This is a genomic window from Waterburya agarophytonicola KI4, assembly GCF_020640915.1.
GTDB classification, from domain to species: Bacteria; Cyanobacteriota; Cyanobacteriia; order Cyanobacteriales; family Xenococcaceae; genus Waterburya; species Waterburya agarophytonicola.
This window is the reverse complement of the sequence record NZ_JADWDC010000027.1, coordinates 17,091-42,759: the sequence shown is the minus strand read 5'-3', so window position 1 is coordinate 42,759 and position 25,669 is coordinate 17,091. Positions and strand designations below refer to the sequence as shown.

Below are 25,669 nucleotides of genomic sequence, written 5' to 3'. Positions count from 1 at the left end.
AAGAATAATTTACAGACTGACAGGGGAAACTTGTAGTTTTACATTCAGCCTTTTAGATAATTATCGGTGCATAATTATTTAATGCCAACAACATAGATCACTTTTATAGTTATGTCTATCTTTTACTTTTATGATTTGGGACGATTTTGTCTTCTGCGGTCGAGATCTAGAAATTAGTAAAGTGATTTGGAAGCAATCTGAAACATAGAAAGATAAAACAATTCCAAGCGATCGCCATAACTCGATCCCAATACTTGTTTTAACTCTGCTAACAAAGTATTTCTTGAGGATGATTCTAATCTGATAAACGAAGAAAGAGTAGTCAATAAAGTTAAATATTCATCGACTGTATAACTGACCTGACAAATGATTTGTTCCCTGACTAAGTCTTGATAGTAGCCCGAATCGATTATTTCTCGACCAAACTTACCGATATTTTTCTGATGATTTTGCAGATCTTCCTGTGGTGCTAATTCTGGTGCATGGGTCTGATAAATTGGAGTTAATTCTTGAGCTACTTCATAACTAGGTTGGGGCGGAGTATTCCACAATAAAACTAAATAACCATCATCTTTTAAAGCGGATGCGGTTTTTTTCATCCTCACTTCTGGTGTTACCCAATGAAAAGAAGTTGTAGCAATTATGGCATCAAATTTTTGCTCCTCCAAACCCCACTCTTCAAAAGTACTGTTGACAAACTTTACCTGGGGATAATCGATACATTTTTGTTTGGCTAATTGGCAAGCGGATAAATTCGGCTCGACTGCAACTATATTCAATCCTAATTTAGCTAACTCAATAGTAGCAATACCAGGCCCCGAACCAATTTCCAAGACTTCTTTCCCTGGCTTGAGTTGTGCTATATTTTGCATTTTGTCGAGCAATATAGCGGGATATCTGGGTCTAGTGCGATCATAAGCATCTATTACACTGCCATACCAACTACTTTTATCTGCACAACGATAAATATTGTTTAATAGGCTCGATACATCTCCATGCCAAGCTTGGGAGTTGGTCATTTTGAGTTTATCTCCTGCTAAAAATTAAAAAAAGTTACATAAATTAACAAATATCTGCTATATTTAGAAACATAAGTTAACAAAGGTAGTTAATAGATAAATAGAAATCATTTAGATAGCATTAATTCGGAGTTTAAATTAACTCAGGGCAATACTTCTAAGTGTATTCAACGTTTTATATTTATATATTTAGTTTTTTATCTACAAGTTACTCAGTTAAATTTATTGGCAACAGAGTGCGAAAGCAAGTCAACAATCTTCTCAAAATCAACTTCTCCTGATAAACTCCAGTCTGGTAGCTGGGGTTTTTTATTTGTTCGTCAAAATTTGTATTATTCGATATTGACCGAAAAGCTGTTGTAGCGACTCATTGATTTTTCTATCCCTTCTTTTAAACTAAATTCGATCGCTTTAACACAAACATACAAAACTTCTTCAATTATTTTGTTCTCAGCAGAAGCAAATTTACCCAAAACGTGGGTCACTGTTTGTTTTCCATCAGCCGATTTACCGATACCAATTCTCAGGCGAGGAAAGTCTTTTCCTCCTAAATGAGAAATAATCGACTTCATTCCATTATGCCCTCCTGCCGAGCCTGTGAGGCGCATTCTTAACCTCCCCACAGGCAAATCCATATCATCATAAATAACTAAGACGGATTGAGGCTTGAGCTTATACCAGTCTGTGACTGCTCTGACTGATTGTCCCGAACGATTCATGTAAGTAAGAGGCTTCAACAGACGAATTTTCTTACCTCCTGGAGCGACACCTTCAGCAAATAAACCTTGAAAACGCTTATGTTCTTTGGGATCGAGTTGCCAAATTTTAGCTAGTTCATCAACCGCGCTAAAACCAATGTTGTGTCTAGTATTGTCATATTTTGATTCGGGATTACCCAAGCCAACAATCAATTCAGGAATTATCAACGCAGTAGAATCAGTACTCACAGCCAATTAACAAACAGTAAAGATAGGCAATAAAGTATTTTACTACCTAATTAGATTGGAATAGGGTTTCTAAATAAACTCTGGCACAAGCTCGATAATTCTGGGACGCCTCGCTATTTTGTCCGTTGTTGTTTTGTAACAGAAACAAAGATAGAGCCGCAGCAAAAACCCGATCTTGATCCCAATGTGGATGGGTTTCTAAATAGTTTTTTAATGATAAATGAAGTTCTTCGGGGATTTCTGCCAGGATGCTTACATTAGAGTTCATGGTTGGTTAAATGCTCCAATTAATATGATTTTTGGGTTTTTATGAGACACAAAACAATGCTTTCTGTTTAAGAATGCAAAACCAATGTGCTTTTAACTGCTTTTCAAGGTCAACGTCAAGCACCGTCTGAAAAAGGCAGCGAACCTTTGATGGTTCAGAAAATCTTCTATCTAAGGTGAGAAGTTTTAAAAATGGCTTTACAGATTGCCTTGCTCAATTACTAAAAACAAAGCCTTAGGCGATCGCGACCAAACTATAGTTTTTGAGTGCTTGCTAAATTGCTTACCGATTCATTGTCGTCTGAAATGGGGGGCATTTGTCAATATTACGAAATATTAACACAAGTCGGTAAAAATTTATTGGTTTACGCAATGTATGGGGTTAGCACCCTTTTTTTGTTACATTTATTCGCATTTCATGGTTAATAAATGATTAATAATTGGTAAATTATAAAATCCACGGTTCAATACTCAACAGTATATTGCTGCGTCATGCCCTGTGGAAAAACCTGGGTAAAATGTGGAAAATATTGCAACCATTTGTGGAAATAGGGAGGAATCTATGGGGTAAAATAGTCGCTTAAAATAAGAAATAATAACTTTTCTTTGCTTGATCAAAAAAAATACTAAAGTACTAGTCTTTAAGCTTATAAACGGAATTTACCGAACATTTACTGCATAAAAACTTAAGCTTGTATTACCATAGGTTGTGGTACGATACATCTCCAATTCAGGTACTTGTTTGGCTTGCCAGATTTTAGGGTTATATTCCACCGCGATCGCTCCTTCTGGGGTCACTAGCTGTAGAGCAGAAATCGCTTTTAAAACTGGCAAATAGAGATAACTATCATAGGGCGGATCGAAATAAATCCAATCAAATTGCTGCCCTTCTAATGCTTTGATTTTGACTAATACGTCACCTTTAATTACCTGAAAAGACTGTTCTGGTCGGGCTATTGTCTGCCAATTTTGTTCTATTATGCTACAAGCTTTGCTATATTTTTCGATACCAACTACTTTGCTAGCACCGCGACATAAAGCTTCTGCACCCATCGAACCATTTCCCGCACATAAGTCTAACCAACGACAATCAGCAATGCGATCGCGCCAGATATTAAACAGTGCTTCTCTCACCCTTGCAGCAGTAGGGCGAGTTTTTTGTCCTGGTAAAGTTTTTAGCTGTCTATTACCGTAAATTCTCATATCCTATGGTTTGGAGAATGACCAATGACCAAGTTTAATCAGTTGAAATTACGTTATCTTCAGGCTCAACCAAACGCATTAACTTCTGCTTAATTTGAGTATCAAAAACTTCCCACTTGAGCTTAGTATATTCTGAATTATCATTAAAACCATTCAAGAAACCGACAGGGATTTCAAATCCACCAGCCATATATCGACCGCCACCAAAGAATCTTCCTTGAGTATCTTGACCCAAAGTTTCCTTAATAAATTCATCGGGGTCTAAAGTTAATTTAGTCGTTCTTAACGAACCAATAACTAATTCTTTATCGTTGTCTTCATTATGAACAATGCCATAAACTACTGCGGTGTGAATATCTTCTTCTGTTACCAAAAAATCTGCTGCTTGGGGAATAGCATCCCGGTCGTCATAACGTAAATAACCAACCCCTGAAATAGAAAAATTCTTTTTAATAATGCGATTTCTTAAAGCTCGTTCGATTACGTCCATAACTCGACGCGATCGCGCTGATTGTAGGACGGCATTTAACAATTGAGAATCATAAAAACGACTCAAATAAGCAGCAGCAATAAAGTCTTCTTCCTTGGCTTGCATCAAACGATTAGTATCCGATCTCAAGCCATGCATCAAAGCAGTAGCACATTTGACATGGATCTCGTTGCTACTATCAAAATCTAACATTCCCGATTGAATATACTGAGTTAGGATGGTTGCGGTTGCTCTGGTTTGAGGACGAAGATCGATAAATTCAGCGTCTAGATCTTTTTGTTTGCTATGGTGATCTATGGCTACAATCAAAGGTATACCTGCATCTTCTACCACAGAATAAAGCTGACTGTTTGTACCTTGGCTATCAATCAAGACAGATCCTTGATATGCCGACCAATCTTTTTCTTTTAACCCAGTACTAACAATTCTTTGAGCAGGTAGACCAGTAAGCCTAACTAAAGCAATATTTTCTTGGTGGGATAAAGTACCACCATAAACAATGTCACAACTAATTTGATAGTTAGCAGCAATTAGCTGATAAGTCCAAGCACTAGATAAAGCATCAGGATCGGGAAAGTCCTGAATCACAACAATTTGCTTCTCTCCCCGATGCTTCTCTAAAGTTTGACTTAGTTTTTCGACTGTTTTACTTAAGTCATTAGTTTTTTTAGTTTCTGAATTAAACTGGCTACTATCTACCGCTTCTAACTGCTTTTTAGTAACTTCTTTTTTGTTAGCCAGACGACGTTCCAGAGAAGTGTTGAGGTTTGAGGACATATGTTGAGTGTTATTGGCAACTATAAGATTACCAAGTATAGGATAACTATATATTTTTATTTATCTAGAGCTTAGAGTGTACCACCAACCAATATAATAAGCGACTGCCATTAGAATTAAATCCCGATCGCGTATTTTTTCCATTCCTGATTAGAATTACCTCTGGTGTGCTTGACTAGTTCAAAGTGCAAACTGCTATAGGGACGACGAGGCTTAGTCAGGAGCATCATATCTGCTTCTTTGGGAGTTCGACTACCTTTTTTGACATTACACCGAACACAAGCTGCGACGAGATTTTCCCAAGTATCTCCTCCTCCACGGGATCTCGGAACTACATGGTCGATGGTTAGTTGATCTCCTTTTGCCGTGCAGTATTGACAAGTGTTAGCATCTCTCTCTAGAATGTTACGGCGAGTGAGAGGAATTTCTTTATAAGGAACTCTGACGTAATAACGGAGGCGAATTACCGTCGGTAGGGGAAAATCAGCATAAACGATTTGTCCCTTATGCTCTAGTTGCTCTGCTTTACCCTTGAGGAGTAATACCACTGCTCTACGCCAGCTAGTGATATTTAAGGGTTCGTAGGAAGCATTCAATACTAAAACCTTACCCATAACAAAGATTTTATATTAATTTTATTTATCAGAGATGGTAACACAGTTGAACTAATTACTGTGGTTCGGTAACTATTACTTAAGGCTTTTTAAGATTATGATTTGCTGACTTTATTAAGAGAAACTTGACCTTATCTTTTTCTGGACTAATATTTGTGAATAATACCAGCAGCAAAAAGTCACAAAATTAATTTTAATATGGCGATTGGGCAACAGGATCGACAAATTAATAAGACACACCAACAAAACACTTTATCTTTCTTGGTAAACCGTCAACGCGCCTGGGTGGAAATCGATTTAACAGCACTAGCCCATAACGTTAAAACTCTCAAGAATTTTATTCAGCCACAAACAAAATTAATGGCTGTAGTCAAAGCAGATGCCTACGGACACGGTGCTGTTGCTGTTGCTCAAACAGCTTTAACTAATGGTGCAGATTGTCTGGCAATTGCTACCCTCCCAGAAGGGGTAGAATTACGCCAGGCAGGAATAAATGCACCGATCTTGATTTTGGGGGCAATAAATGCGGTCGAAGATATTCAAGCTATAGCTGCGTGGCAATTAGAGCCTACTATTTGCAATTTAGAACAAGCATTAGTTTTCGATCGCACGTTGGCTTCTTTAGGAAAGTCTTTACCCGTCCATCTTAAGCTGGATACGGGAATGTCTCGCTTGGGAACAAACTGGCAAGATGCTAATTCTTTTGTGTCCCTGGTTAAATCTTTATCTAACTTAAAAATAGCCAGTATTTATTCTCATTTTTCGACGGCGGATGAAAGCGATCGTACGACGATGAATTTACAACATCAACGCTTTCAAAATGCTATTACTCAATTGAAGGATGGGGGATATATTCCGCCTCAGATACATTTAGCCAATTCTGCTGCCACTTTATGCGATCGCTCCTGTCACTACGATATCGTGCGGGTGGGACTAGCCCTTTACGGATTATATCCCGCACCCCATTTACGTAATTCCATCGAGCTTAAACCAGTTTTACAAGTTAAAGCCAAAATTGCTCAAGTTAAAATTATTCCTTCAGGGGAAGGAGTTAGCTATGGTCGTAAATTTATTACCAAAAAAGACACTAAAATTGCTGTAGTCGGGATTGGTTATGCCGATGGTATTCCCCGCAATTTATCCAATCATTTACAAGCAATTGTAGGAGGAAAGCTGGTCGATCAAATTGGTTCTATTACGATGGATCAACTAATGTTAGATGTCGATCATATTCCCGATTTGCGATCGGGGGATATTGTTACTTTGATCGGGCAACAAAACGATTTAAGCATTTCCGCCGAAGACTGGGCAAATACCCTTAATACTATTTCGTGGGAAATTCTTTGTAGTTTCAAGCATAGATTGCCCAGAATATATATTTAATATTTATTAATCAGTAAAGTAGCAGATTCACAGTCTACTGCTTCAGAGAAAAGATATCCTTGACCAAATTTGCAGTTGAGTTTTTTCAAAACTTTGAGTTGTTTGATATTTTCTATCCCTTCAGCTACCACATCTATTTTTAAAGTTCTAGCTAAAGTAACTATTGTCTTAATAATTTCAAAATTTTCCTTTTCTTGTAACATCCCTTCCGTAAAAGATCGATCTATTTTCAGAGTGCTAATGGGAAAACGGTTCAAATATTGTAGAGAAGAATAACCAGTCCCAAAATCATCAATATTAATTTTAATACCCCTATGTCTAATTTTATTGAAAAGACTAATAGTTTCTGGCTCGTAGTCCATTAAAGTACTTTCAGTGATTTCTAAATGGAGAGCCTTTCCCGATAATCCAGTTTGCTCCAAAGTTCTGTCTAAAATACTCAAAAACTGCGAGTCTTTCATCTGTTGACTGGCAACATTGACACCTACTTTCAGGTTTGCTGCACCAGGATATTGAACCTGCCAAATACGTAGTTGACGACAAGCCGTTTCTAACGCCCAACGACCAATAGACTCGATCAATCCCGTTTCTTCGGCAACATGAATAAATTTATCGGGATAAATCATCCCTTTTTTTTGATGATTCCATCGTAGTAATGCTTCAAAACCATACAAGGTATCGTTTTCTAAAGATACTATGGGCTGATAGTAAAGAACAAATTCTTTGTGTAGAACTGCATTACGTAAATCGTTTTCAATTTCTAATAACTCTTTAGTTTCGGCATACATTTGTGCGTCAAATACTTCATGTCGCGCCTTACCATCAGACTTGGCACGATACATAGCGATATCAGCATCGCGCAATATTTCCGAACTATCTTGATATTTGTTATTACCTAAAACTATACCAATACTAGCACTAGTAAAAACAGTATGACCTTCCAAAGAAAGAGGAGTTTTGAGCTTAGCTTGAATTCGTTCGGCAATATTATGACAGTCTTCTAGACTTTCAACATTACTGAGGAGAATTGTAAATTCATCTCCTCCCAAGCGAGCTACAAAATCTCCGAAACGAGAACAGTCAGTTAAAATTTCGGCTATGGATATTAATAGTTTATCCCCGACTAAATGACCCAAACTATCGTTGACAATTTTAAAACGGTCTAGGTCGATAAACAAAACCGCAAATAAATAATCTGGATTTTTGTGACAACATTTCAAAGTTTGCTCTACTTGTTCGATAAAAGCGGATCGATTGGGTAGATTAGTTAAAGAGTCATGTCTGGCTTCGTAGCTTAATTCCTCTTCAATTTTTTTTCGTTCGGTAATATCACAAATAATGCCATCTCTACGATTTAAACTGCCATCATCATCATAAATTATACGACTGCGTTCCCATACCCAGCGAATTTTCCCATTAGGTTGAACGATGCGATATTCTAGCTCGTTGTTGTGATTGAGAAAACTAGCTAAAGACAATTCTACGCGATCGCGGTCGTCAGGATGAATTGACTCCAAACGTAGGTCAGGATTTTTTAATAATTCTTCTACAGAACGACCGTAAACTTTAGTAGCAGCGGGATTGAGAAATAATAAATTGCTGGTGGCGACCTCTGCCGACCAAACTACTTCTTCTAAAGAATTAAGAATGCTTTCTAGTTTTTCTTCGCTTTGTCGCAGTAATCTAGTAACTTGTTCTCGTTCTTTGATTTCATACTTCAATTCTTGATTGGCTGCTTCAAGTTGTGCTGTACGCTCTTGAATACGCCGTTCTAATTCGGTATTTAATTTAGAGATTTCTTGTCGGGCAGCTTTGAGTTGTAATTGATTTTTAATCCGTAGCAGAACTTCATTAATCTGAAAAGGTTTGTTGATGTAGTCTACTGCACCAACCCTCAATGCTTTAATGCGATCAATAGAGTCGTTATTGGCACTTAAGAAAATAATAGGAATATCTTTGGTTTTCTCATCGGCTTTCAGTTTTTCACATACTTGGTAACCATTTAAGTCAGGCATCATTACATCTAACAAAATCAAATCTGGTGTCACTGAATTGGCTACCATCAAAGCCATTTCACCATTGATTACGCATTTGACTTCGTATTTTTCGTGGCTTAAAGCATTAGACAAAAGACGAAGATTTTCTGGCTTGTCATCGACAACTAATATTTTTAGTTTTGTTTGCTCCAAAGTAAGTACGCTCATTAGTTAACTGATTTGGTCAAGTCAATAATTTTGTCACAGCGAAAATGCTCGACTAAATTTTCTAGTCCTTGAGCCAGAGATTCATACTCTTGAGGAATATCAGACAATAATTGTAAAATTTCTTGATTGTCGACTCTTGCTGCCGCATCGTATAATTGCGATCGCCATTCTGAGGACATTACCGCCAAACTTTCTTGACTTAACTCCTCTAGTAACGCGAGTTCATTCGATACTACGTCAATGGTTTCTTCGTAGAGATAATCGATATTAAGGTATTTGCCAATTTTTTCTAACAACTCGGCTTCATGAAAAGGTTTACGCATAAAATCATCGCAACCAGCAGACAAAATAACTACTCTTTCCTCTTCAAAAGCACTAGCTGTTAGCGCAATAATAATCGTATCTTTTCCTTTTGGCAGAGATTTGATCTGTCTTGTCGCTTCATAGCCATCTATGATGGGCATTCTCATATCCATTAAAATTAGATCGGGATTCCAGCTTGAATAAAGTTCTATTGCTTGTTGACCGTCCCCTGCTTCTTCTACGGCAAAACCAACTTCTGTAAGTATTTTTCTGAGCAAAAGACGGCTAGCTGACACATCATCTACCGCCAGAATACGGTATTGAGGTCGATCGCCCGCTATTCCCACAACTCTTTGAGTTTCATCAATTTCCCGACTATTGAATATTTGAGAAATATCTGTATTTTCTACCTTGAGTAAAATCTCAAAAAAGAAAATACTTCCCTCTCCCACAACACTTTCAACTTCTAATTTACCTCCCATCAACTCGACAAACTTTTGACAGATAGACAAACCTAAACCCGTTCCTTCATTAGAAACCCGACCGACTTTAGTCTGCTCGAAAGGAGAAAATAGCTGCTCCATTTCTTCGGTTGGAATACCAGGTCCAGTATCTTGCACAGAAAAATAAAGACCATAAGTATCGGAAAATAAAAAATCAAGATTATTATTTTCTACTTGAGTATTTTCTTGAAGTTTGACTGTCAAAACAATTGCACCTTTGGTAGTGAACTTAAGAGCATTTCCTAATAAATTAATAATAATTTGGCGTAATTTTCCTTCATCTGTATAAATATATTGAGGAATATTACTAGCTAGATCGAAAGTTAAAATTATATTGTTAGACTCTGCTTTTAAGCGGAGCATATCTTCAATGCTTTTGAGCATTATATGCAAGTCAAATTTAGTTTCGTTGAGGGTTATTTGACCTACTTCAATTTTAGACATCTCTAAGATATCATTAATTAACTTTAATAAATGCTCTCCACTACGATTAATAATTTGAACATTTTCTCGATGTTCGTTGCTAATAGAACCATCTCGACACATCAACTGTGTGAAACCCAAAATAGCATTGAGGGGAGTCCGTAATTCATGACTCATATTAGCTAAAAATCTACTCTTAGCTTTGTTAGCATTTTGTGCCTGGGCTAAAGCAGCTTCTGTATTTTGAATACTTTCTTCTAACTGGGCAGTTCTTTGCTCTACTTTTTTTTCTAGTTCTTCAGTAAAGCCTTCTAGTATTTTGACTATACTACGATTAGTTTTAATCAAATTATTGATAATTTGCTGTGCTATAAAAATAATAATTATTAGCAAAAATAGATAGGTAAACAATCTATATATTTTAATACTTTTTTCGATGTCATCTATATTCTGGAGATAACTTTTCTCAAAATCATTTAATTTATGTTCGAGATTAGATATTTTTAGTTGGCGACTTATATCTTCAATTTTTTCCTGAAGATCTATAACTTTGTTGGCATGCTCTATTGATTCGTTTACTAAAATTTGTTCTCGAACAAAATAATTTTCTTTAGTTAAGGATTTGATCTTACTAATTTGACTTTTGATAGTCAAATTAGCAACTCTATCTTTTTGGTAACATTGTAAAATAAGGTTGCTTAATAGATCTTTGATCGTCAATGCTAAATCTTGATTAAAGCTTAGATTTTTATAGTTGAAATCGTTTCTAAGTTTAGGAATATATTGGCAAGACTGATTCAAATTAAATTTATTTTCTTGAAACTCCCGAATTAGATTTGCTTGAGAAGTAAAAAAAAGCTCCTGAGTTTTTAATTTACTATTTAAAATATTTTGCTCTATTTCATTTAAAAAAATAGGTGTATTTTTTAATTTATCGATAGATTGTCGAGTATCATCTAGCTCGATTTCTAGCTCTTTATAGGTACGGCCTGTAGAATATATTGATTTTAAAATATCTTTTTCTAAAGAAGATATCTTTTGTTTTGCCAATTGAATATCTTGGTGATATTCTTTCATTTTTTGCCCATCTAACGGCAAACTTTGTCGAACTAAAAATAACATCAATAGACTACCAAGACCACCAAGAATCATATAAATGTATATTTTGGGCGATCTATAAGTATTTTCTTGAGCAAATAAACTCACAGTGTTTTCCTCAGCTTGTGGCTAAAACATAATGCTATTTTGTCTTTTTGCTTGAAATTTAACAATTTTTATATCTTTAAAAATAAAAATAAGCCGAATTAAAACTTCAGTTAAAATACTTATTTTTTATAGATTGATTGAGTAATAAATATAAATTTAAAAATCTGCAAAAGTAGCATAATGCTTTTTAAAAAAGCTAAATCAGCAAATCGATCTCCAAAATAACTCTTGATATTAAATACTGTAAATCCGAAAAAATCCTTAGATGAATTTAAGCGGTATCAACAAATTTGTCTTCTATACTCTATATTCACGTCACATTTTTTGGGACAATGATCGATCGAGGCAACCTAATCAAAGAAATTACCGTCTTTTGTATAATTATTGTTATTTGTTTCAAGATGTTTCAGAGATTTTTCAGCTTTGGTTCTCGTCACTATCGCCGTATGTTATATGGTTTTATGACTTTTGTCATTACCATTAGTATTAGTGTTAGTAATATTCACCCCAGTTACGCTCTCTCTTGGGTGGAGTTGATGATTCGCGGGATACAAATAGTCCAACTATCTAATATTTCTAATACCCAAGAGCTAGAACTGGGAAAAGGAATTAACCAAGAGATAATTAGCTCTGGTAGAGCAAAAATATCTAATAACTCTTTAATTAATCGTTATATTAATCAAATTGGACAGCGACTGGCTAAGACTAGCGATCGCTCCGATCTCCCTTATACTTTTCAAGTAGTTGACGATGATAGTATCAATGCTTTTGCTACTATGGGAGGCTATGTATATATCAACCAAGGTTTGATTGCAGCAGCAGACAATGAAGCAGAATTAGCCAGCGTCATTGGACATGAAATAGGTCATATTGTAGGTCGCCATGCCATTGAGCAAATGAGAAATAGAGCTTTGTCTCAAGGTTTGCTTTCGGCAGCGGGACTAGACCGTAATAATGCAATTCAAATTGGTGTAGAATTGGCTATTAGTCGCCCTAATAGTCGCTCTGATGAGTTAGAAGCCGATCGCTTTGGCTTGGAGAATATGATTAAAGCGGGCTATGCCCCAGCAGGAATATTAGGCTTTATGCAAAAGCTCCTACAACAGGGAGGGTCTCCTCCTAGTGTTTTGAGTACTCATCCTGCAACCTCCGAGCGCATTAGAATTCTACAAAGTATGATTAATCCTCAAACAGTTAATCGGGGTAGTGGTTTGGATCGTAGAGCCTACAAAAATCGTATTCGATCTTTATGAAAACCATGGGCTATTAGCGATCGCTAAATACTATTTTAGGAAAATTAATGGGAATGACCACAGATGAGTGGTTGCAGATTTTGCAGCAACATAAAGCGATCGCCGTGATTCGTTGTGCCGATCTAGATTGCGGGTATAAAATGGCTCGTGCTGTGGCAGCGGGAGGAATGAGCCTCATTGAAATTGCTTGGAATAGCGATCGCCCTGAAGAGTTAGTAACCCGACTTAGAGCAGATTTACCCCACTGTATTATTGGTGCGGGGACTATTCTAAATTTAGATCCCTTACAAGAAGCAGTTTCGGCAGGATCTCAATTTGCCTTCGCACCCAACTTCAACCCAAATTTGCTAGATGCTGCGACCAATCATCATCAAATACCTTTTGTCCCAGGAGTCTTTTCTCCTACGGAAATAGTCAACGCTTGGCAGCACGGAGCAAAAGTAGTCAAAGTTTTCCCCATCGAATTATTAGGAGGTGCAGAATATATTCAATGCTTGCAAGCCCCCTTGGGTCATATTCCTCTGATTCCCACTGGTGGCATTACGATCGACAACGCCAGGATGGCGATCGATGCTGGAGCAATTGCCGTAGGAATTTCTAGTAACTTGTTTCCCGCAAAAGCGATCGCCAAAAAAGACTGGTCCACTATAACTGCTAGAGCTTATTACCTACTCGAACAATTATCTAAATAATAAATCTGCTCCCCTAAAAATAGAAGAGCAGCTATTCAAAAATATCAAGTTTTCTTAAAGGTCGCCACCGCGTAAAGCCAGTAAAAATATTACGACAGGACCAGAAATCATAATTAATGCCACACACAGTAGTTGAAAAATTACTGTAAAGTTAATATTGCCAAAAACACTAAAAAGGTTTGTTACAAAATCCATATTTTCTCCTAAAATTTACCAAAATTAGATCTATAAAAATGTGGCTAAATTCTATATGCCATCATCTATAATACCTGGGAACTATCCGCTATCCTGACGCAACTATATAAAACTATATAAACTTTTATTACGCCATACTGATAATTTTAAATTAAAGTAACCACAAACTCAATCACTAATATCTTTGGTAAGAATGGGGTACTTTTTCAAGAATTAGTTACCTTGCGATCGAGATTAATCTGATTTGTAAGCTGCTCCGAGATACAATTCTCCCACTTTGGGATCGTTTAATAAATCTGCCCCTGTTCCTTCAAAACGATCTTTCCCATTTTCTAATACATACCCTCGATCTGCCATCGCCAAGGCTTTCTTGGCATTTTGTTCTACTAAAACAATTGCTGTTCCTGTTTGATTGATGGCTTTTACTTGTTCAAATACAGAATTGACTAATATAGGTGAAAGAGCAGCAGAAGGCTCGTCTAAAAGCAGCAAGTCTGGTTCTAACATCAATGCCTTACCCATAGCCAACATTTGTCTTTCTCCTCCCGATAATGTTCCTGCTTTTTGACGGCGACGAGAACCCAATTTAGGAAACATGTTATAGATAGTATCTTTGAGCGATCTGAGAGAACCAGTGCGAATAAAAGCTCCCATTTCCAAATTTTCATCTACGGAAAGAGAAGCAAAAACATTAGTTATTTGAGGGACATAACACATTCCTCGTTTAACAATTTTGTCGGATTTTAACCCTCTAATATTTTTTCCTTGAAAGATAATTTCACCCTGATTGGGGGAAAGCAAGCCAAAGATAGTTTTTGCCAAGGTGGATTTTCCCGCACCATTAGGACCAATGACTGCAACTAATTCCCCAGGCGCGATGTGAAAATTAATTCCCTGTAATATATTAAGATCTTTGATATATCCCGCATAGACATTTTTTACTTCTAAAATATTTGTTGTCATACTCTTTTGTTGGGAAAACCATTAACATAACATCTCGATTTTCTCTAAAAGTCTTTTTGATAACAGTTCTTTAAGTACATTTGACTCGAATGCGCCGATAAATGTGAAACTTGTGTGAAGTTTATACTTTAATCTCATAAAGATTTGCTATGGGAAAGTATATTTCTTATACTACTAAGAGTAAACCTTAAAGCCCACAAGCCTTGCTACAAGCTGAGTATATATCTTAATCAAATGTAACTAATTTTAATTAACTAAAATATTGGCTTAATAAAAATAATGTTGCATATAAATTAGGATTAGTACGTATATATGTTTATATTACATATCAGCATTTACAACGTTGCTGGTGGATTTTAAACTTCGGGAGGCCTATTCACACCATGAAAACCAAACTTTTTTCTACATTATTAGTAACAGGAGCTATTTCTTTAGGGGCTGCTCCTGCGATCGCGGAATCTACCGAAGCACCTCAATTCAATTTTGCTTGTCAGATGAGTGAAGGTGTTCCGACTACTGTGGCACAAAATGCTGAAGGGGAAACCAGAGCAGTTTTTAATTGGAAAGAAGAAACATTAGCATACAGAACGCCTTCAACTCCTAAAGAACTGTGCGACAACGTATCTAGAGATTTGCAAGAATATTCTAATAATGGATACGATCTTTCTCAAATTACTTTTGTAGGTACAGAACAAGCTGGCTTACCAACTATTTGTGCTACTACTGCTGGAAACAAGTGCAGCAAAGTATTGTTTACTTTAACCAGAGACGAACAGGCTGCAAATGTTGCTAACGATGTAGTAACAGCAATTCTCAATCCAGAACTACAAGGAAAAGTAGTAGCAAGCTATAACGATCGCGGAGTTCAGTCCACCTCTTACGAAGTCAACTTTTGGGATTTATTTAGTTTTGCTCCCAAAGGATTATTCAAGTAAACAATGGGATTGATACTAATCGATTTTAAGTGATACTGCGAAGATAGATATCAAAATAGCTAGTAGATCGAACTAACTATTTGATTGTTCCAATCTCTGCTCTACTTTTTCTAAGAGAGTTTGAGTTGGTGGATAGTCTGGATTTAACTTCAGAGATTCTTCGCAGTGCGCCTTTGCATCCTGATATTGTTCGAGATCGTATAAAGCCCGACATAATTGAGTCCATGCTAAATAAAAGTCAGGCTTTACTTTTAATACTTGTCTAGTCGCGTCGATCGCTTCTCTAGGACGACCTAATTTTAGTAATACCTCTCCCTTATTTAACCAACCATTATAGTAATCAGGCTCTACTGCGATCGCCTGATTGTATTCTTGTAATGCCCGTTCGTACTGCTTGAGATCGTATCTTGCCAATCCTCGACAATTCCACGCCCCAGAGAAGTCGGGATCGACATCAGTGGCTTGAACGCAAGAAGAAAACTTCTCTAGATGACTGCCTAATTTGCCTTGGGCATAGCCTTTATTTGTCCATGCTTGAGCAAAATTACTGCGATTAGCGATCGCTTTATCAAAGCTATCGATTGCCTGTTCGTATTCGCCATCTTTGATTAAAGCATTCCCTTCGTTATAATATTTGAGAGCTTGTAAAGACTTCCAGATTTTAGGGGCAAGAAATAATAGTCCCATACTCAAAGGCAACACGACAAACAATAGCAGTCTTTTAGTTCCCGAACTCTTAGGAGGTATGGGCGGTGTAGGAGGAAAAGGTGTAGGAGGTACGGGGGGTGTAGGAGGAAAAGGTGTAGGTTTGGGGATGCGAATATCTTCTAAAGCTTCGTTAGCATTTTTATATCGCTGCAAAAAATCATTGCGCACCATTTTATCCAGAATACGGGCTAGTTCCTCACTACATTCTGGAGCGCGATCGCGCCATTTGATTTCTCCTGTATCGCGATCGCGGGGCAGTTGATCGGGATGAAACCCCGTAATAGCCTGAACAGCAGTAACCCCCAAAGCATAGACATCACTATTAAACCTGGGATCTCCCCTCTGTTGTTCGCTCGCCATATAGCCAGGAGTACCAATAGCCACTGTCAAGACGTTTCCTTGTCCTTCTGTAAGGGTCATATTGGTGATTTCCTTAACCGCACCAAAGTCGATTAAAAAGATCTTGCCATCAGAATCTCGACGCATCAAGTTGGAAGGCTTAATATCGCGGTGAATGACATTGTTTTGATGCACAAATGCCAAAATTTCCAATACTTCAATCAGAAATTCTCGTACCTGAGATTCATGCCAGCGTTTCCCTGGTACGATTTCTGCATGACTTAAATCTTTACCCTCAATATATTCTTGAACCAAATAAAATTCTTCCTCAACCTCCAAGTGAGCTAATAGACGAGGAATTTGTGGATGATCGTTTAATTTATAAAGAACTTTGGCTTCATTATCAAACAGTCTTCTGGCAGTATCCAGAACAAAATCTTCATTGGATTGAGGTTGTAGTTTTTTGACCACACAGAGTGGATGGTCGGGATTTTTGGGAAGATGAGTATCCCATGCTACATAAGTTTCGCAAAAGCCTGTGGTTCTCAGACATTCTTTAACTCGGTAGCGTCCTCCTATTAGCTCATCAGACATAAGGTTCGAGAATTGAATAAAATAAACAGAGCAAAAATATGGAAAATTATCAACTATTCAAACAAGTAATTGATAACATTGTTAATAATCGATATACAAGACTATATCAAAGGATTTTTAATAAAACACCCCCTGGGCTAAGTCTGTAAGCTTAAAGCAAAATTGCTCTGTAATCAATACAACAACATTCTAGCTACTAAACGATGTTATTACTTACTAATTAGGCAAAGTATTTAATAATTGCCTGGGCAAACTCAGAACATTTTAGGGGAGGATCTACAGGAGGATTCATTAACCGAGCCAGATCGTAGGTAACTTCGCCATTAGCGATCGCCTTTGCCAAGCCAGTTTGAATTAAATCCGCAGCTTCTTGCCACCCCATAAACTCTAACATCATTACCCCAGAAAGGATAACCGATCCAGGATTGATTCGATCTAGCCCTGCGTGTTTGGGTGCCGTACCGTGAGTTGCTTCAAAAATAGCGCAGTTGTCTCCAATATTCGCTCCAGGACTCATCCCTAGACCACCTACAATGGCAGCAGCAGCATCAGAAAGATAATCACCATTAAGATTCATGGTAGCAAGAATCGAATATTCATCGGGGCGAGTTTGAATTTGTTGAAAAATACTATCGGCAATGCGATCGTTGACCATAATTTTAGTCTTCCATTTTTCATCGCCGTGGGTATCCCAAATATTGTCTAAGACATTTTTAACTTCTTGACAGATTTTCTCTTGCTTTTCAGGAGTCAGAGAATCGTAGCCAGGATCGATTTGGCGAGCATTATCTTCTACGGTCAGTTCGCCATTTGCTTCTTTATTACTCAAGATCCAAGATTCTCGCTCGGTAATACACTCACCGCGAAATTCTGTAGTAGCTAATTCATAGCCCCAATCGCGGAAAGCCCCCTCGGTATACTTCATAATATTGCCTTTATGTACCAAAGTAACCTGTTGTTTGGCGGGAGGAAGTGTCAAGGCGTGTTGGATCGCTTTTCTGACCAAACGTTGCGAACCAGTTTTACTAATCGGCTTAATGCCAATGCCCGAATCTAGGGGAATTTGTTTGTTGCCATGTTCGGGAGTATTGGGGATCAAGTCTTGATTGAGCAGATCGATTAACTTTCTCCCAATTTCATCTCCTTGCTTCCATTCAATCCCCAGATAAATATCTTCTGTATTTTCGCGATAGACAATAACATCGAGTTTTTCAGGGTATCTATGGGGAGAAGGAGTACCTTGGTAATAACGACAAGGACGAACACAGGCATAAAGCTGAAACAATTGACGCAGAGCAACGTTCAGCGAGCGAATTCCGCCCCCTACTGGGGTAGTTAAAGGCCCTTTGATGGCGACTCCATATTCCTCGATTGCATCGAGGGTATCTTGAGGTAGGTATTGATAAGTACCATATTCATCGCAGGCTTCATCCCCTGCATAAACTTTGAACCAGTTAATCTTGCGCTTTCCGCTATAGGCGGTTTTTACTGCAGCATCAATGACAGTTTCGGTAGCTGGCCAAATATCTACTCCAGTACCGTCTCCACGAATAAAAGGGATAATCGGATCGTCAGGAACATTTGGCTTTCCATCTTGAAACACAATTTTTGAGCCAATAGTAGGAGGAGTCAATTTTTCGTACATAAAACTTTGTTCGAGAAAAACTAAATATAGCTACAGTACAATTAAATGGCGTTGACTTGGCAGTAACAAAATTATCTATTTTGTTTTCTTTGATGAATAACTTTAAAATACAGAAGTTATCTTAAAGGGCGATCGGAATTTAGATGAGAGACTAGAGTATAAAGAAAATAACTAGTTAATAATTGACCACAATATTTAATATATTTTTGTCGCTTTTAATAATATCAAAAGAAAAAATGAAAAAAATATTAATAGTCGATGACGATCCTCTATTACGTAAAGTTTTGCAAAATTCTCTGGAGCAAAAAGGATATCAAGTAGTTTCTGTCGGCTCGGCTAAATCTGCTTTAATTCAGTTTAATCAAGACGTGCCAGATATTATTGTGTCTGATGTGTCCATGCCAGAAATGGATGGTTTTGAATTTTGTCGCCAATTGCGATCGCAGCCATCGGGAAAATTAATTCCGTTTATTTTTCTCTCTGCCAAAAATGATTTAAACGATCGCATTCAAGGACACACTATAGGTGCAGATAGTTACCTATCTAAACCTTTTGAAATGAAAGAATTACTGGCAAATATCGAAGCTTTGATCGAACGTTCTCGTCGAGTACATGCAGAAATCGTACATTTAATCGAACAGTTAGTCAGTTCTCAACCTCCGAATGTTTTAGCAAATATTCATCATAATTCAAGCTCCAAGCAAATTATTGCACCACCCCAAACAGAAAAAAATGAGTCTTCCCCCAAACCACTTCCTTTGACCCCCGCAGAAGAAAGAGTTTTTTGGGAAACTATTCAAGGATTCACTAACAAACAAATTAGCGAGCGTTTATTTATCAGTCCTCGTACCGTTCAGACTCATCTCAGTAATATTTTAAATAAACTCAACTTAAACAATCGTACCCAGCTAGTACGCTTTGCTTACCAACAAGGATATGAAAAAGTTTGAATTACGATTTAGTCCGCCGTAACTTTATAGATAGAGATGGATATTTTTGCAGTAACTTTAACTTAGATCTCAACCAAACCATGATAATATTTGCTTAAGTAAGGACTGAGTACATACACTCATAAAATAGTCAGGCAATTGTTACTAAGCATGGTCTACATTCCTTCAGTTTCTAATAGCGGTAGGCTAATCGTGGTCAGAAAAAATTTGTATGAAAAACACTAGCGGTTTAAAGCACCAAATATATTCAGAGCCAGAAAAAAAACAGTTAGAGTCTGTTTCTCAGTTGTTAAAAGAAGGTGAAACTGGTCTAGATGTTCTGATGGATTGGATGGTTTCGGTAGATAAAGAATCTAGCAATTTAGCTTTGGGAAAAGCATATCAAGCCTTATATGCAAATAAAGCTCCTCAAGTCGAGAACTTTTTGCAGCATAATTTCCCCGATGGTATAGTACCTTTAAAATCAGATCGCGGTATTGACTACAGCCCCCTACAGAAGTTATTAGCGCAGTCAGATTTTCAGAGTGCTGACGTAATGACTTTACAGAAATTGTGCGAATTGGCTGGTACAGCGGCAGTAGAAAGAAACTGGGTTTATTTTACCGAAATAGAGAGTTTTCCTGTTGCAGATTTGCGTACTCTAGATAAATTATGGTTAATGTACTCGGAGGGAAAATTTGGATTTTCGATTCAAAGAAAAATTTGGCTCTCTGTTGGCAAAGATTTTGCGAAATTGTGGTCAAAAATAAACTGGAAATCTGGTAACACCTGGACTCGCTATCCGAAAGAATTTACTTGGGATACCAGCGCACCTGAAGGTCATTTACCTTTATCCAACCAACTCCGCGGTGTTAGAACTATTGACGCAATTTTTGCCCATCCTGCTTGGAAGAAAGACTAAGAATTGCTTGGGGAAGTAATTTTCTGCGCTCGCAGAAAAATTTTACTTTACTTAGACTCTTTCCTGTTTAATAAAGGTTATTTTGTGGCTTAAACATCGTTATTTTGTGAATCTCTGCTTAAAATGTTCGTTCGTAGAGCTTTTGGGGAACTTTAGAACTAGCTCGCCAACAAATATCCAAATTTTTGGCTAGTTAATTAGAAAAAATTTTCTGACAAATTTTTGGCTGAATCCTTGGTTTAACTCTCGATTGAGTTGTTAAAACAGGATATTTATTCCAGCCCCATACAATAACTCTTATTAAAATCCAGTGATACCAGTGCAAGCAGTAAATTTAGGGTCACAAGTCACCAATATGACTAAACCAAAAAACCAACTTTTCTGCCGTTTAGACAATCTAACTTCTTCTGCTAGAGAGCAGTTGAAACTAGAAACTCTCAGTAAATTAGGTTTGCTAGTGTCTGAAGCCGTGCCAATTTTTGAGGAAGCAACGCAAAAAGCTGCAACTTTTTCTGGCGCGCCAATTTGTATTTTAGGTCTAGTGGTGGAACAAGAACTTTGGTTTAAGTCAACTGTTGGTCTGTCAACAACGGGTTTGATGAATCAAATAGCTGCTCAAAGAAAAATATCTCTGAGGGAATCTTTTAGCACTTATGTTGTCGATAGTCAGCAACCTCTAGTAATAGATAATACTTTAAGCAATGCTGTTTTTGCCAATAGCATTTTGACTCAACATTGTGGCATCAAAGCTTATTTAGGAGTTCCTCTGATTGCTTCTAATGGTCTTTGTATTGGTACTTTGGAAGTGATGGATTGGAAGGAAAGAAATTTTAGCGAGAGAGATACGGAGTATTTGGCTTTGTTAGCTCGTTGGTGTTTGGGAGAGTTTGAACGAGATCGTTTGATTAAAACCAAACAAGATGTATCTCAAGTGGAGTTAGATCGACCTCAATGGAAAAAAGTACATGACTCGCTGCTTAATTTAGACGATCGCGTTTCTTCTAGCAATCAATTAGCTACTGAAACTATGACTACTGAAGCGAAGGATCGATCTAGTCCGATTAAAATCAAATTACTATCCCAGTTGACCCAAGAATTAAGAACTCCCCTAACTTCGGTCATTGGTATGGCCAGCGTCTTGCATCGAGAAGTTTATGGCCCTTTAACCATCAAACAAAGAGAATACCTCGAAATTATTCACGATAGCGGTCAAAACTTGATTTCTTTGGTGGATGAGATTGTTAATTTAGGCATTTTGAACGAGCAGAATTCGGAAATTAATGCAGGTACAGTAGATATTGAAATGCTGTGTCAGCAGGTAATTAATAGTTTACTCGAAGGTGCAAAACAAAAGCAGCAAGAATTGAACCTTTCTGTCGAACCAGGAAATCGTATTTGGTCTTTAGATAAAGAAAAAGTACGACAAGCTCTTTATTATTTAATGACTAGCATCATAGAAGTGTCGGAACCTGGAGGAGAAGTTAAAGTTCATGTTTCCCGCAGACATAAAGCTTTAAATATTGCGGTGGGAATCTCTCATCCTTGGTTGGGAGAAGGTTTTGGGGAAGCGAATGCCCAATCTAAAGCGATCGCCAAAGCTTTGAAAAAATACTCTATTCCACCTTTAGAAAGCAATGGCTTCAATGCTGGAATGAGCGATATTGCGCTCGACAATCATCAGATTCTCACTTCTTCAGCTTTGATGATGACCATCAATGATGAATATACTATCGACAAAAATGCCAACAAAGTTCCCCGCGATCTTTTAGGCTTATTGTTCTGTTGTCATCTAACTGAATTGCACCAAGGTCAAGTAGTAGTGCAAGGATCTATTAATTCTAGTTACCGCTATGTATTGCAATTTTCTAAAGCGCAAATAGAGCATGAAAGTTAATAATTAATGATTCGCGATCGATAAATAATTAGTTTAGGATAAGGATGTTTAATTCAGCATCTACTCGTCCTATTAATGAAAACCGCTTGGTCAACTATTATGCTCTCAAAGCCACAAATACTTCAGTGGCAAAAGGGTAGTTATCTTTATCGTTTGGTTGGTTGGTTATCGAATTGGCGACAGGGAAGTTGGCTATTACAATGGTCTGAGGCGATCGCCGCTTGTTTGATTAGTTTGGTTTTTTTACTCGCCCCCTTTGTCTCGACTTCTTTGATTGGTGTTTTGTTAATTGCTGTTGCTGCATTCTGGATTCTGAACAATGTTTCCACTGCGGAAAAAGCAGTCATTACACCAGTTCATATTTTGATTTTTTTGTATTGGTGCGTAGCGACTGTTGCTACTGCTTTTTCTCCCGTCAAATCAGCAGCTTTAAATGGTTGGGTAACTTTAACTTTATATTTAATTTTATTTGCCTTAGCTGCTCAAATATTGCGGTCGCCCAGGCTCTGTAACTGGATTATTACCAGCTTTTTATTAACTGCTTTAGTTGTCAGTGCTTATGGGGTACGTCAAGAGTTTTTTGGGGTACAGCAACTTGCTACCTGGAACGATCCCAATTCGCCTTTAGCCAACGATACGAGGGTTTATAGCTATTTGGGCAATCCTAATTTATTGGGAGGATATCTTTTACCTGCGATCGCTTTAAGCTTTGCAGCGATATTTATCTGGCGCGGTTGGATTCAAAAAACCCTAGCAGCAGTTATGGTGATGATGAATTCTGCTTGCTTGTATTTTACCGATAGTCGCGGTGCCTGGTTGGCGATGGCAGTATTAATCGGAGTATTGCTATTACTCTGTTATTTCTGGTGGCAAAAATATTTACCTCGTTTTTGGCAGATATGGTTGTTACCTTTAGTGTTTGGTAGTTTGGGCGGATTATTTATTGTCGCCTTTATTTCAGTCGAACCTCTGCGGATTAGGCTATTAAGCATTTTTGCAGGAAGAGAAGACAGCAGCAATAACTTTCGCATCAACGTCTGGGAAGCCTGTTTTAAAATTATTGAGGACTATCCCTTAATTGGAATTGGACCAGGAAACGATGCTTTTAATCAAATCTATCCCCGCTATATGAATTCGCGCTATCCTGCTTTAAGTGCCTATTCTGTCTATCTAGAACACATTGTCGAGATGGGATACATTGGCTTTGGCTGTTTTTTATGGTTGATTGCCGTCACTATCAATCATGGAGTCAGACAACTTACCCGCTTGCGTCAAAGTCGAAACAAAAGAGGGTTTTATTTAATTGCTGCGATCGCAGCAACTGCAAGTTTGGGTTTTCATGGCTTTGTCGATACTGTGTGGTATCGTCCCCAAATTAATACTATTTGGTGGTTAATGCTGGCAATTGTCGCTAGCTTTTATGACAATATTAAACTCGATCGCAACTCCAATTATTATTAAACAACTGGTCGTAACAGCAGGTAAATTTCAAGTAAATTTACTTAGGGAGCGAATTTTTGGGATAATTATCCAGATAGCTCAAATTTTAAAGAAGGAATCATCAATTTAATGGAAGCGTATGATGCGATCGTCATTGGTGCTGGTCATAATGGATTAGTCTGTGCTGCATATCTACTTAATGCTGGCTATAGCGTTTTATTATTGGAAAAACGCCCCGTTCCTGGGGGTGCAGCTACCACAGAAGAAGCTATCCCAGAAGAAGCCCCAGGCTTCAAATTTAACCTTTGTGCGATCGACCATGAATTTATTTTCTTGGGCCCGATTATTGAAGAGCTGCAACTACAAAAATACGGTTTAGAATATCTGGCTTGCGATCCTCATACTTTTTGTCCTCATCCCGATGGTAAATACTTTTTAGCTCACAAATCTTTAGAAAAAACCCACAATGCGATCGCCCGTTATAGCGCAAGAGATGCCGACAAGTACGTCGAGTTTATTGGCTATTGGTCAAAACTAATGAGCGCGATCGCGCCTTTTTTCAACGCTCCTCCTCAATCGGTGTTGGGTATTGCCCAAGGATATAAAAAAGATAATATCTTAGATGCTCTGGCGATCGCAGGTTCTAAAGATAAAGCATTAAACTTTATCCGCACAATGATTACTGCCCCAGAAGACTTGCTCAACGAGTATTTTGATACGGAACTAGTTAAAGCACCTTTAGCCAGGTTAGCAGCAGAAATTGGCGCGCCTCCATCCCAAAAAGGCATTACCGCAGGATTGATGATGTTAGCCATGCGCCATCATCCTGGAATGGCTCGTCCGAAAGGAGGTACGGGGGCGTTAACCCAAGCACTAGTCAAATTAGTGACTGCCAAAGGAGGCAAAATTTTAACCGAACAAATGGTTAAAGAAGTAATTGTGGAAGACAATCGCGCCGTTGGGGTAAAAGTGGCAGGAGGGGCAGAATATCGAGCCAATCGAGCCGTTATTTCTAATATTGATGTCCGCAGGTTATTTTTGCAATTAGTAGCTGAAGATGCGATAAATCCTAACTTGCGAGAAAAGGTAGATCGTCGTATTACTAACAACAACGAAACAATTCTAAAAATTGATTGTGCCTTATCTGAAGCACCCCGTTTTACAGCTTACGATCGCGACGATGAAGAAAATTTAATCGGTACAGTGTTAATCGCCGATTCTACCGCCCATGTAGAACAAGCCCACTCTTTAGCAACAATGGGGCAAATTCCCGATGCTAATCCTTCGATATATCTCGATATTCCCTCCGTACTCGATCCTACCCTCGCACCAGAAGGAAAACATACTCTTTGGATTGAATTCTTTGCACCCTATCAAATCGCAGGAAAAGAAGGAACGGGTTTATACGGCACTGGTTGGACTGACGAACTTAAAAACCAGGTTGCTGATAATGTGATGAATAAATTAGCCGACTACGCACCTAACATCAAAGATTCAGTCATCGCTCGTCGTGTAGAAAGTCCCGCTGAATTAGGGGAAAGATTGGGTTCTTATAAAGGTAATTACTACCATCTAGATATGACTTTAGATCAAATGATCTTTTTACGTCCTCTTCCTGAAATAGCAAATTACACTACCCCGATTAAAAACCTCTACCTGACTGGTGCGGGGACTCATCCTGGGGGTTCGATATCGGGAATGCCTGGGCGAAATTGCGCCCGTGTTTTCTTAAACAAACAACAACCATTAGCTAAAGCACAAGAGTCAGTTAGTGCTATATTGCGATCGCTTTTAGATCTAGAAAAGTAACCTAAATCACTA

The 25,669-nt window shown here is 37.8% G+C and carries 21 protein-coding genes; 9 read left to right on the top strand and 12 right to left on the bottom strand.

The features are described 5' to 3' along the window. Positions 1-173: 173 nt before the first annotated feature. From I4641_RS12075 to I4641_RS12050, 6 genes are all read right to left on the bottom strand, one after another. Positions 174-1,019, bottom strand: coding sequence for a class I SAM-dependent methyltransferase (locus I4641_RS12075; RefSeq protein WP_229640781.1), 846 nt, complete (start codon positions 1,017-1,019; stop codon positions 174-176). 332 nt (positions 1,020-1,351) lie between these two features. After that, a complete protein-coding gene (pth, locus tag I4641_RS12070; protein WP_229640780.1) occupies positions 1,352-1,966 on the bottom strand; it encodes an aminoacyl-tRNA hydrolase in 615 nt (204 codons plus the stop codon). A gap of 46 nt (positions 1,967-2,012) precedes the next feature. After that, a complete protein-coding gene (locus I4641_RS12065; protein ID WP_229640779.1) occupies positions 2,013-2,234 on the bottom strand; it encodes a DUF2811 domain-containing protein in 222 nt (73 codons plus the stop codon). Between the two features lie 659 nt (positions 2,235-2,893). Next, positions 2,894-3,436 carry a 16S rRNA (guanine(966)-N(2))-methyltransferase RsmD gene (gene rsmD, locus I4641_RS12060; protein WP_229640778.1) on the bottom strand — a complete coding sequence of 181 codons (543 nt, stop codon included), beginning with the start codon at positions 3,434-3,436 and terminating at the stop codon, positions 2,894-2,896. Positions 3,437-3,470: 34 nt separating this feature from the next. Continuing rightward, positions 3,471-4,703: a DHH family phosphoesterase gene (locus I4641_RS12055; RefSeq protein ID WP_229640777.1), complete on the bottom strand. Its 1,233-nt coding sequence runs from the start codon at positions 4,701-4,703 to the stop codon at positions 3,471-3,473. 116 nt (positions 4,704-4,819) lie between these two features. Next, positions 4,820-5,317, bottom strand: coding sequence for an HNH endonuclease (locus I4641_RS12050; protein WP_229640776.1), 498 nt, complete (start codon positions 5,315-5,317; stop codon positions 4,820-4,822). A 198-nt stretch (positions 5,318-5,515) separates the two neighbouring features. Between I4641_RS12050 and alr the strand changes: the two genes are divergently transcribed. Continuing rightward, positions 5,516-6,700 (top strand): alanine racemase, encoded by a 1,185-nt coding sequence (gene alr, locus I4641_RS12045; RefSeq protein WP_263858216.1) that lies wholly within the window; start codon positions 5,516-5,518, stop codon positions 6,698-6,700. Here alr and I4641_RS12040 read toward each other — a convergent pair. Further along, entirely contained in the window at positions 6,697-8,904 is a 2,208-nt protein-coding gene (locus I4641_RS12040; RefSeq protein WP_229640775.1) for a two-component system response regulator, read from the bottom strand. The two genes, alr and I4641_RS12040, sit on opposite strands and share 4 nt — an antisense overlap. Beyond that, positions 8,904-11,339: an ATP-binding protein gene (locus tag I4641_RS12035; RefSeq protein WP_229640774.1), complete on the bottom strand. Its 2,436-nt coding sequence runs from the start codon at positions 11,337-11,339 to the stop codon at positions 8,904-8,906. Before I4641_RS12035 ends, I4641_RS12040 begins: the two co-directional genes overlap by 1 nt. A 401-nt stretch (positions 11,340-11,740) precedes the next feature. Between I4641_RS12035 and I4641_RS12030 the strand changes: the two genes are divergently transcribed. Beyond that, a complete protein-coding gene (locus tag I4641_RS12030) occupies positions 11,741-12,592 on the top strand; it encodes a M48 family metallopeptidase (RefSeq protein WP_369426777.1) in 852 nt (283 codons plus the stop codon). 53 nt (positions 12,593-12,645) lie between these two features. Continuing rightward, complete coding sequence (locus tag I4641_RS12025) at positions 12,646-13,284, top strand: bifunctional 4-hydroxy-2-oxoglutarate aldolase/2-dehydro-3-deoxy-phosphogluconate aldolase (RefSeq protein WP_229640772.1); 639 nt, start codon at positions 12,646-12,648, stop codon at positions 13,282-13,284. Between the two features lie 54 nt (positions 13,285-13,338). Here I4641_RS12025 and psb30 read toward each other — a convergent pair whose 3' ends face one another. Both psb30 and I4641_RS12015 read right to left on the bottom strand, forming a co-directional pair. Further along, positions 13,339-13,479, bottom strand: coding sequence for a photosystem II reaction center protein Ycf12/Psb30 (gene psb30 / locus I4641_RS12020; protein WP_229640771.1), 141 nt, complete (start codon positions 13,477-13,479; stop codon positions 13,339-13,341). 234 nt (positions 13,480-13,713) lie between these two features. Beyond that, positions 13,714-14,442 (bottom strand): ABC transporter ATP-binding protein, encoded by a 729-nt coding sequence (locus tag I4641_RS12015; RefSeq protein ID WP_229640770.1) that lies wholly within the window; start codon positions 14,440-14,442, stop codon positions 13,714-13,716. A 383-nt stretch (positions 14,443-14,825) separates the two neighbouring features. Here I4641_RS12015 and I4641_RS12010 point away from each other — a divergent pair, with 383 nt between their 5' ends. Next, complete coding sequence (locus tag I4641_RS12010; protein ID WP_229640769.1) at positions 14,826-15,377, top strand: COP23 domain-containing protein; 552 nt, start codon at positions 14,826-14,828, stop codon at positions 15,375-15,377. Between the two features lie 72 nt (positions 15,378-15,449). Here I4641_RS12010 and I4641_RS12005 read toward each other — a convergent pair whose 3' ends face one another. Together I4641_RS12005 and I4641_RS12000 are read right to left on the bottom strand one after the other, a co-directional pair. Continuing rightward, on the bottom strand, positions 15,450-17,018 hold the full coding sequence (locus I4641_RS12005) for a serine/threonine-protein kinase (protein ID WP_229640768.1): 1,569 nt from the start codon (positions 17,016-17,018) through the stop codon (positions 15,450-15,452). A gap of 220 nt (positions 17,019-17,238) precedes the next feature. Further along, on the bottom strand, positions 17,239-18,663 hold the full coding sequence (locus tag I4641_RS12000) for an NADP-dependent isocitrate dehydrogenase (protein WP_229640767.1): 1,425 nt from the start codon (positions 18,661-18,663) through the stop codon (positions 17,239-17,241). 236 nt (positions 18,664-18,899) lie between these two features. Between I4641_RS12000 and I4641_RS11995 the strand changes: the two genes are divergently transcribed. The 5 genes from I4641_RS11995 to crtO all read left to right on the top strand — a co-directional run bounded on the left by I4641_RS11995 (position 18,900) and on the right by crtO (position 25,657). Then, entirely contained in the window at positions 18,900-19,613 is a 714-nt protein-coding gene (locus I4641_RS11995) for a response regulator (RefSeq protein ID WP_229640766.1), read from the top strand. 211 nt (positions 19,614-19,824) lie between these two features. Continuing rightward, entirely contained in the window at positions 19,825-20,514 is a 690-nt protein-coding gene (locus I4641_RS11990) for a GUN4 domain-containing protein (protein WP_229640765.1), read from the top strand. A gap of 355 nt (positions 20,515-20,869) precedes the next feature. Continuing rightward, positions 20,870-22,408: a GAF domain-containing sensor histidine kinase gene (locus tag I4641_RS11985; protein WP_229640764.1), complete on the top strand. Its 1,539-nt coding sequence runs from the start codon at positions 20,870-20,872 to the stop codon at positions 22,406-22,408. A gap of 75 nt (positions 22,409-22,483) precedes the next feature. Then, the gene (locus I4641_RS11980; protein WP_369426775.1) at positions 22,484-23,869 is read left to right on the top strand and encodes an IctB family putative bicarbonate transporter; all 1,386 of its coding nucleotides are present in this window, start codon (positions 22,484-22,486) and stop codon (positions 23,867-23,869) included. Between the two features lie 108 nt (positions 23,870-23,977). After that, positions 23,978-25,657, top strand: coding sequence for a beta-carotene ketolase CrtO (gene crtO / locus I4641_RS11975; protein ID WP_229640762.1), 1,680 nt, complete (start codon positions 23,978-23,980; stop codon positions 25,655-25,657). The last annotated feature ends 12 nt before the right edge of the window (positions 25,658-25,669 follow it).

Coding starts and splice junctions, on each gene's coding strand:
- I4641_RS12075 (WP_229640781.1), bottom strand. CDS start 1,019: ATGACCAACTCCCAAGCTTGGCATGGAGATGTATCGAGCCTATTAAAC.
- I4641_RS12010 (WP_229640769.1), top strand. CDS start 14,826: ATGAAAACCAAACTTTTTTCTACATTATTAGTAACAGGAGCTATTTCT.
- I4641_RS11990 (WP_229640765.1), top strand. CDS start 19,825: ATGAAAAACACTAGCGGTTTAAAGCACCAAATATATTCAGAGCCAGAA.
- I4641_RS12050 (WP_229640776.1), bottom strand. CDS start 5,317: ATGGGTAAGGTTTTAGTATTGAATGCTTCCTACGAACCCTTAAATATC.
- I4641_RS11980 (WP_369426775.1), top strand. CDS start 22,484: ATGAAAACCGCTTGGTCAACTATTATGCTCTCAAAGCCACAAATACTT.
- I4641_RS12040 (WP_229640775.1), bottom strand. CDS start 8,904: ATGAGCGTACTTACTTTGGAGCAAACAAAACTAAAAATATTAGTTGTC.
- I4641_RS12025 (WP_229640772.1), top strand. CDS start 12,646: ATGACCACAGATGAGTGGTTGCAGATTTTGCAGCAACATAAAGCGATC.
- I4641_RS11995 (WP_229640766.1), top strand. CDS start 18,900: ATGAAAAAAATATTAATAGTCGATGACGATCCTCTATTACGTAAAGTT.
- crtO (WP_229640762.1), top strand. CDS start 23,978: ATGGAAGCGTATGATGCGATCGTCATTGGTGCTGGTCATAATGGATTA.
- I4641_RS12065 (WP_229640779.1), bottom strand. CDS start 2,234: ATGAACTCTAATGTAAGCATCCTGGCAGAAATCCCCGAAGAACTTCAT.
- I4641_RS11985 (WP_229640764.1), top strand. CDS start 20,870: ATGACTAAACCAAAAAACCAACTTTTCTGCCGTTTAGACAATCTAACT.
- alr (WP_263858216.1), top strand. CDS start 5,516: ATGGCGATTGGGCAACAGGATCGACAAATTAATAAGACACACCAACAA.
- I4641_RS12055 (WP_229640777.1), bottom strand. CDS start 4,703: ATGTCCTCAAACCTCAACACTTCTCTGGAACGTCGTCTGGCTAACAAA.
- rsmD (WP_229640778.1), bottom strand. CDS start 3,436: ATGAGAATTTACGGTAATAGACAGCTAAAAACTTTACCAGGACAAAAA.
- I4641_RS12005 (WP_229640768.1), bottom strand. CDS start 17,018: ATGTCTGATGAGCTAATAGGAGGACGCTACCGAGTTAAAGAATGTCTG.
- I4641_RS12000 (WP_229640767.1), bottom strand. CDS start 18,663: ATGTACGAAAAATTGACTCCTCCTACTATTGGCTCAAAAATTGTGTTT.
- I4641_RS12015 (WP_229640770.1), bottom strand. CDS start 14,442: ATGACAACAAATATTTTAGAAGTAAAAAATGTCTATGCGGGATATATC.
- I4641_RS12030 (WP_369426777.1), top strand. CDS start 11,741: ATGTTTCAGAGATTTTTCAGCTTTGGTTCTCGTCACTATCGCCGTATG.
- psb30 (WP_229640771.1), bottom strand. CDS start 13,479: ATGGATTTTGTAACAAACCTTTTTAGTGTTTTTGGCAATATTAACTTT.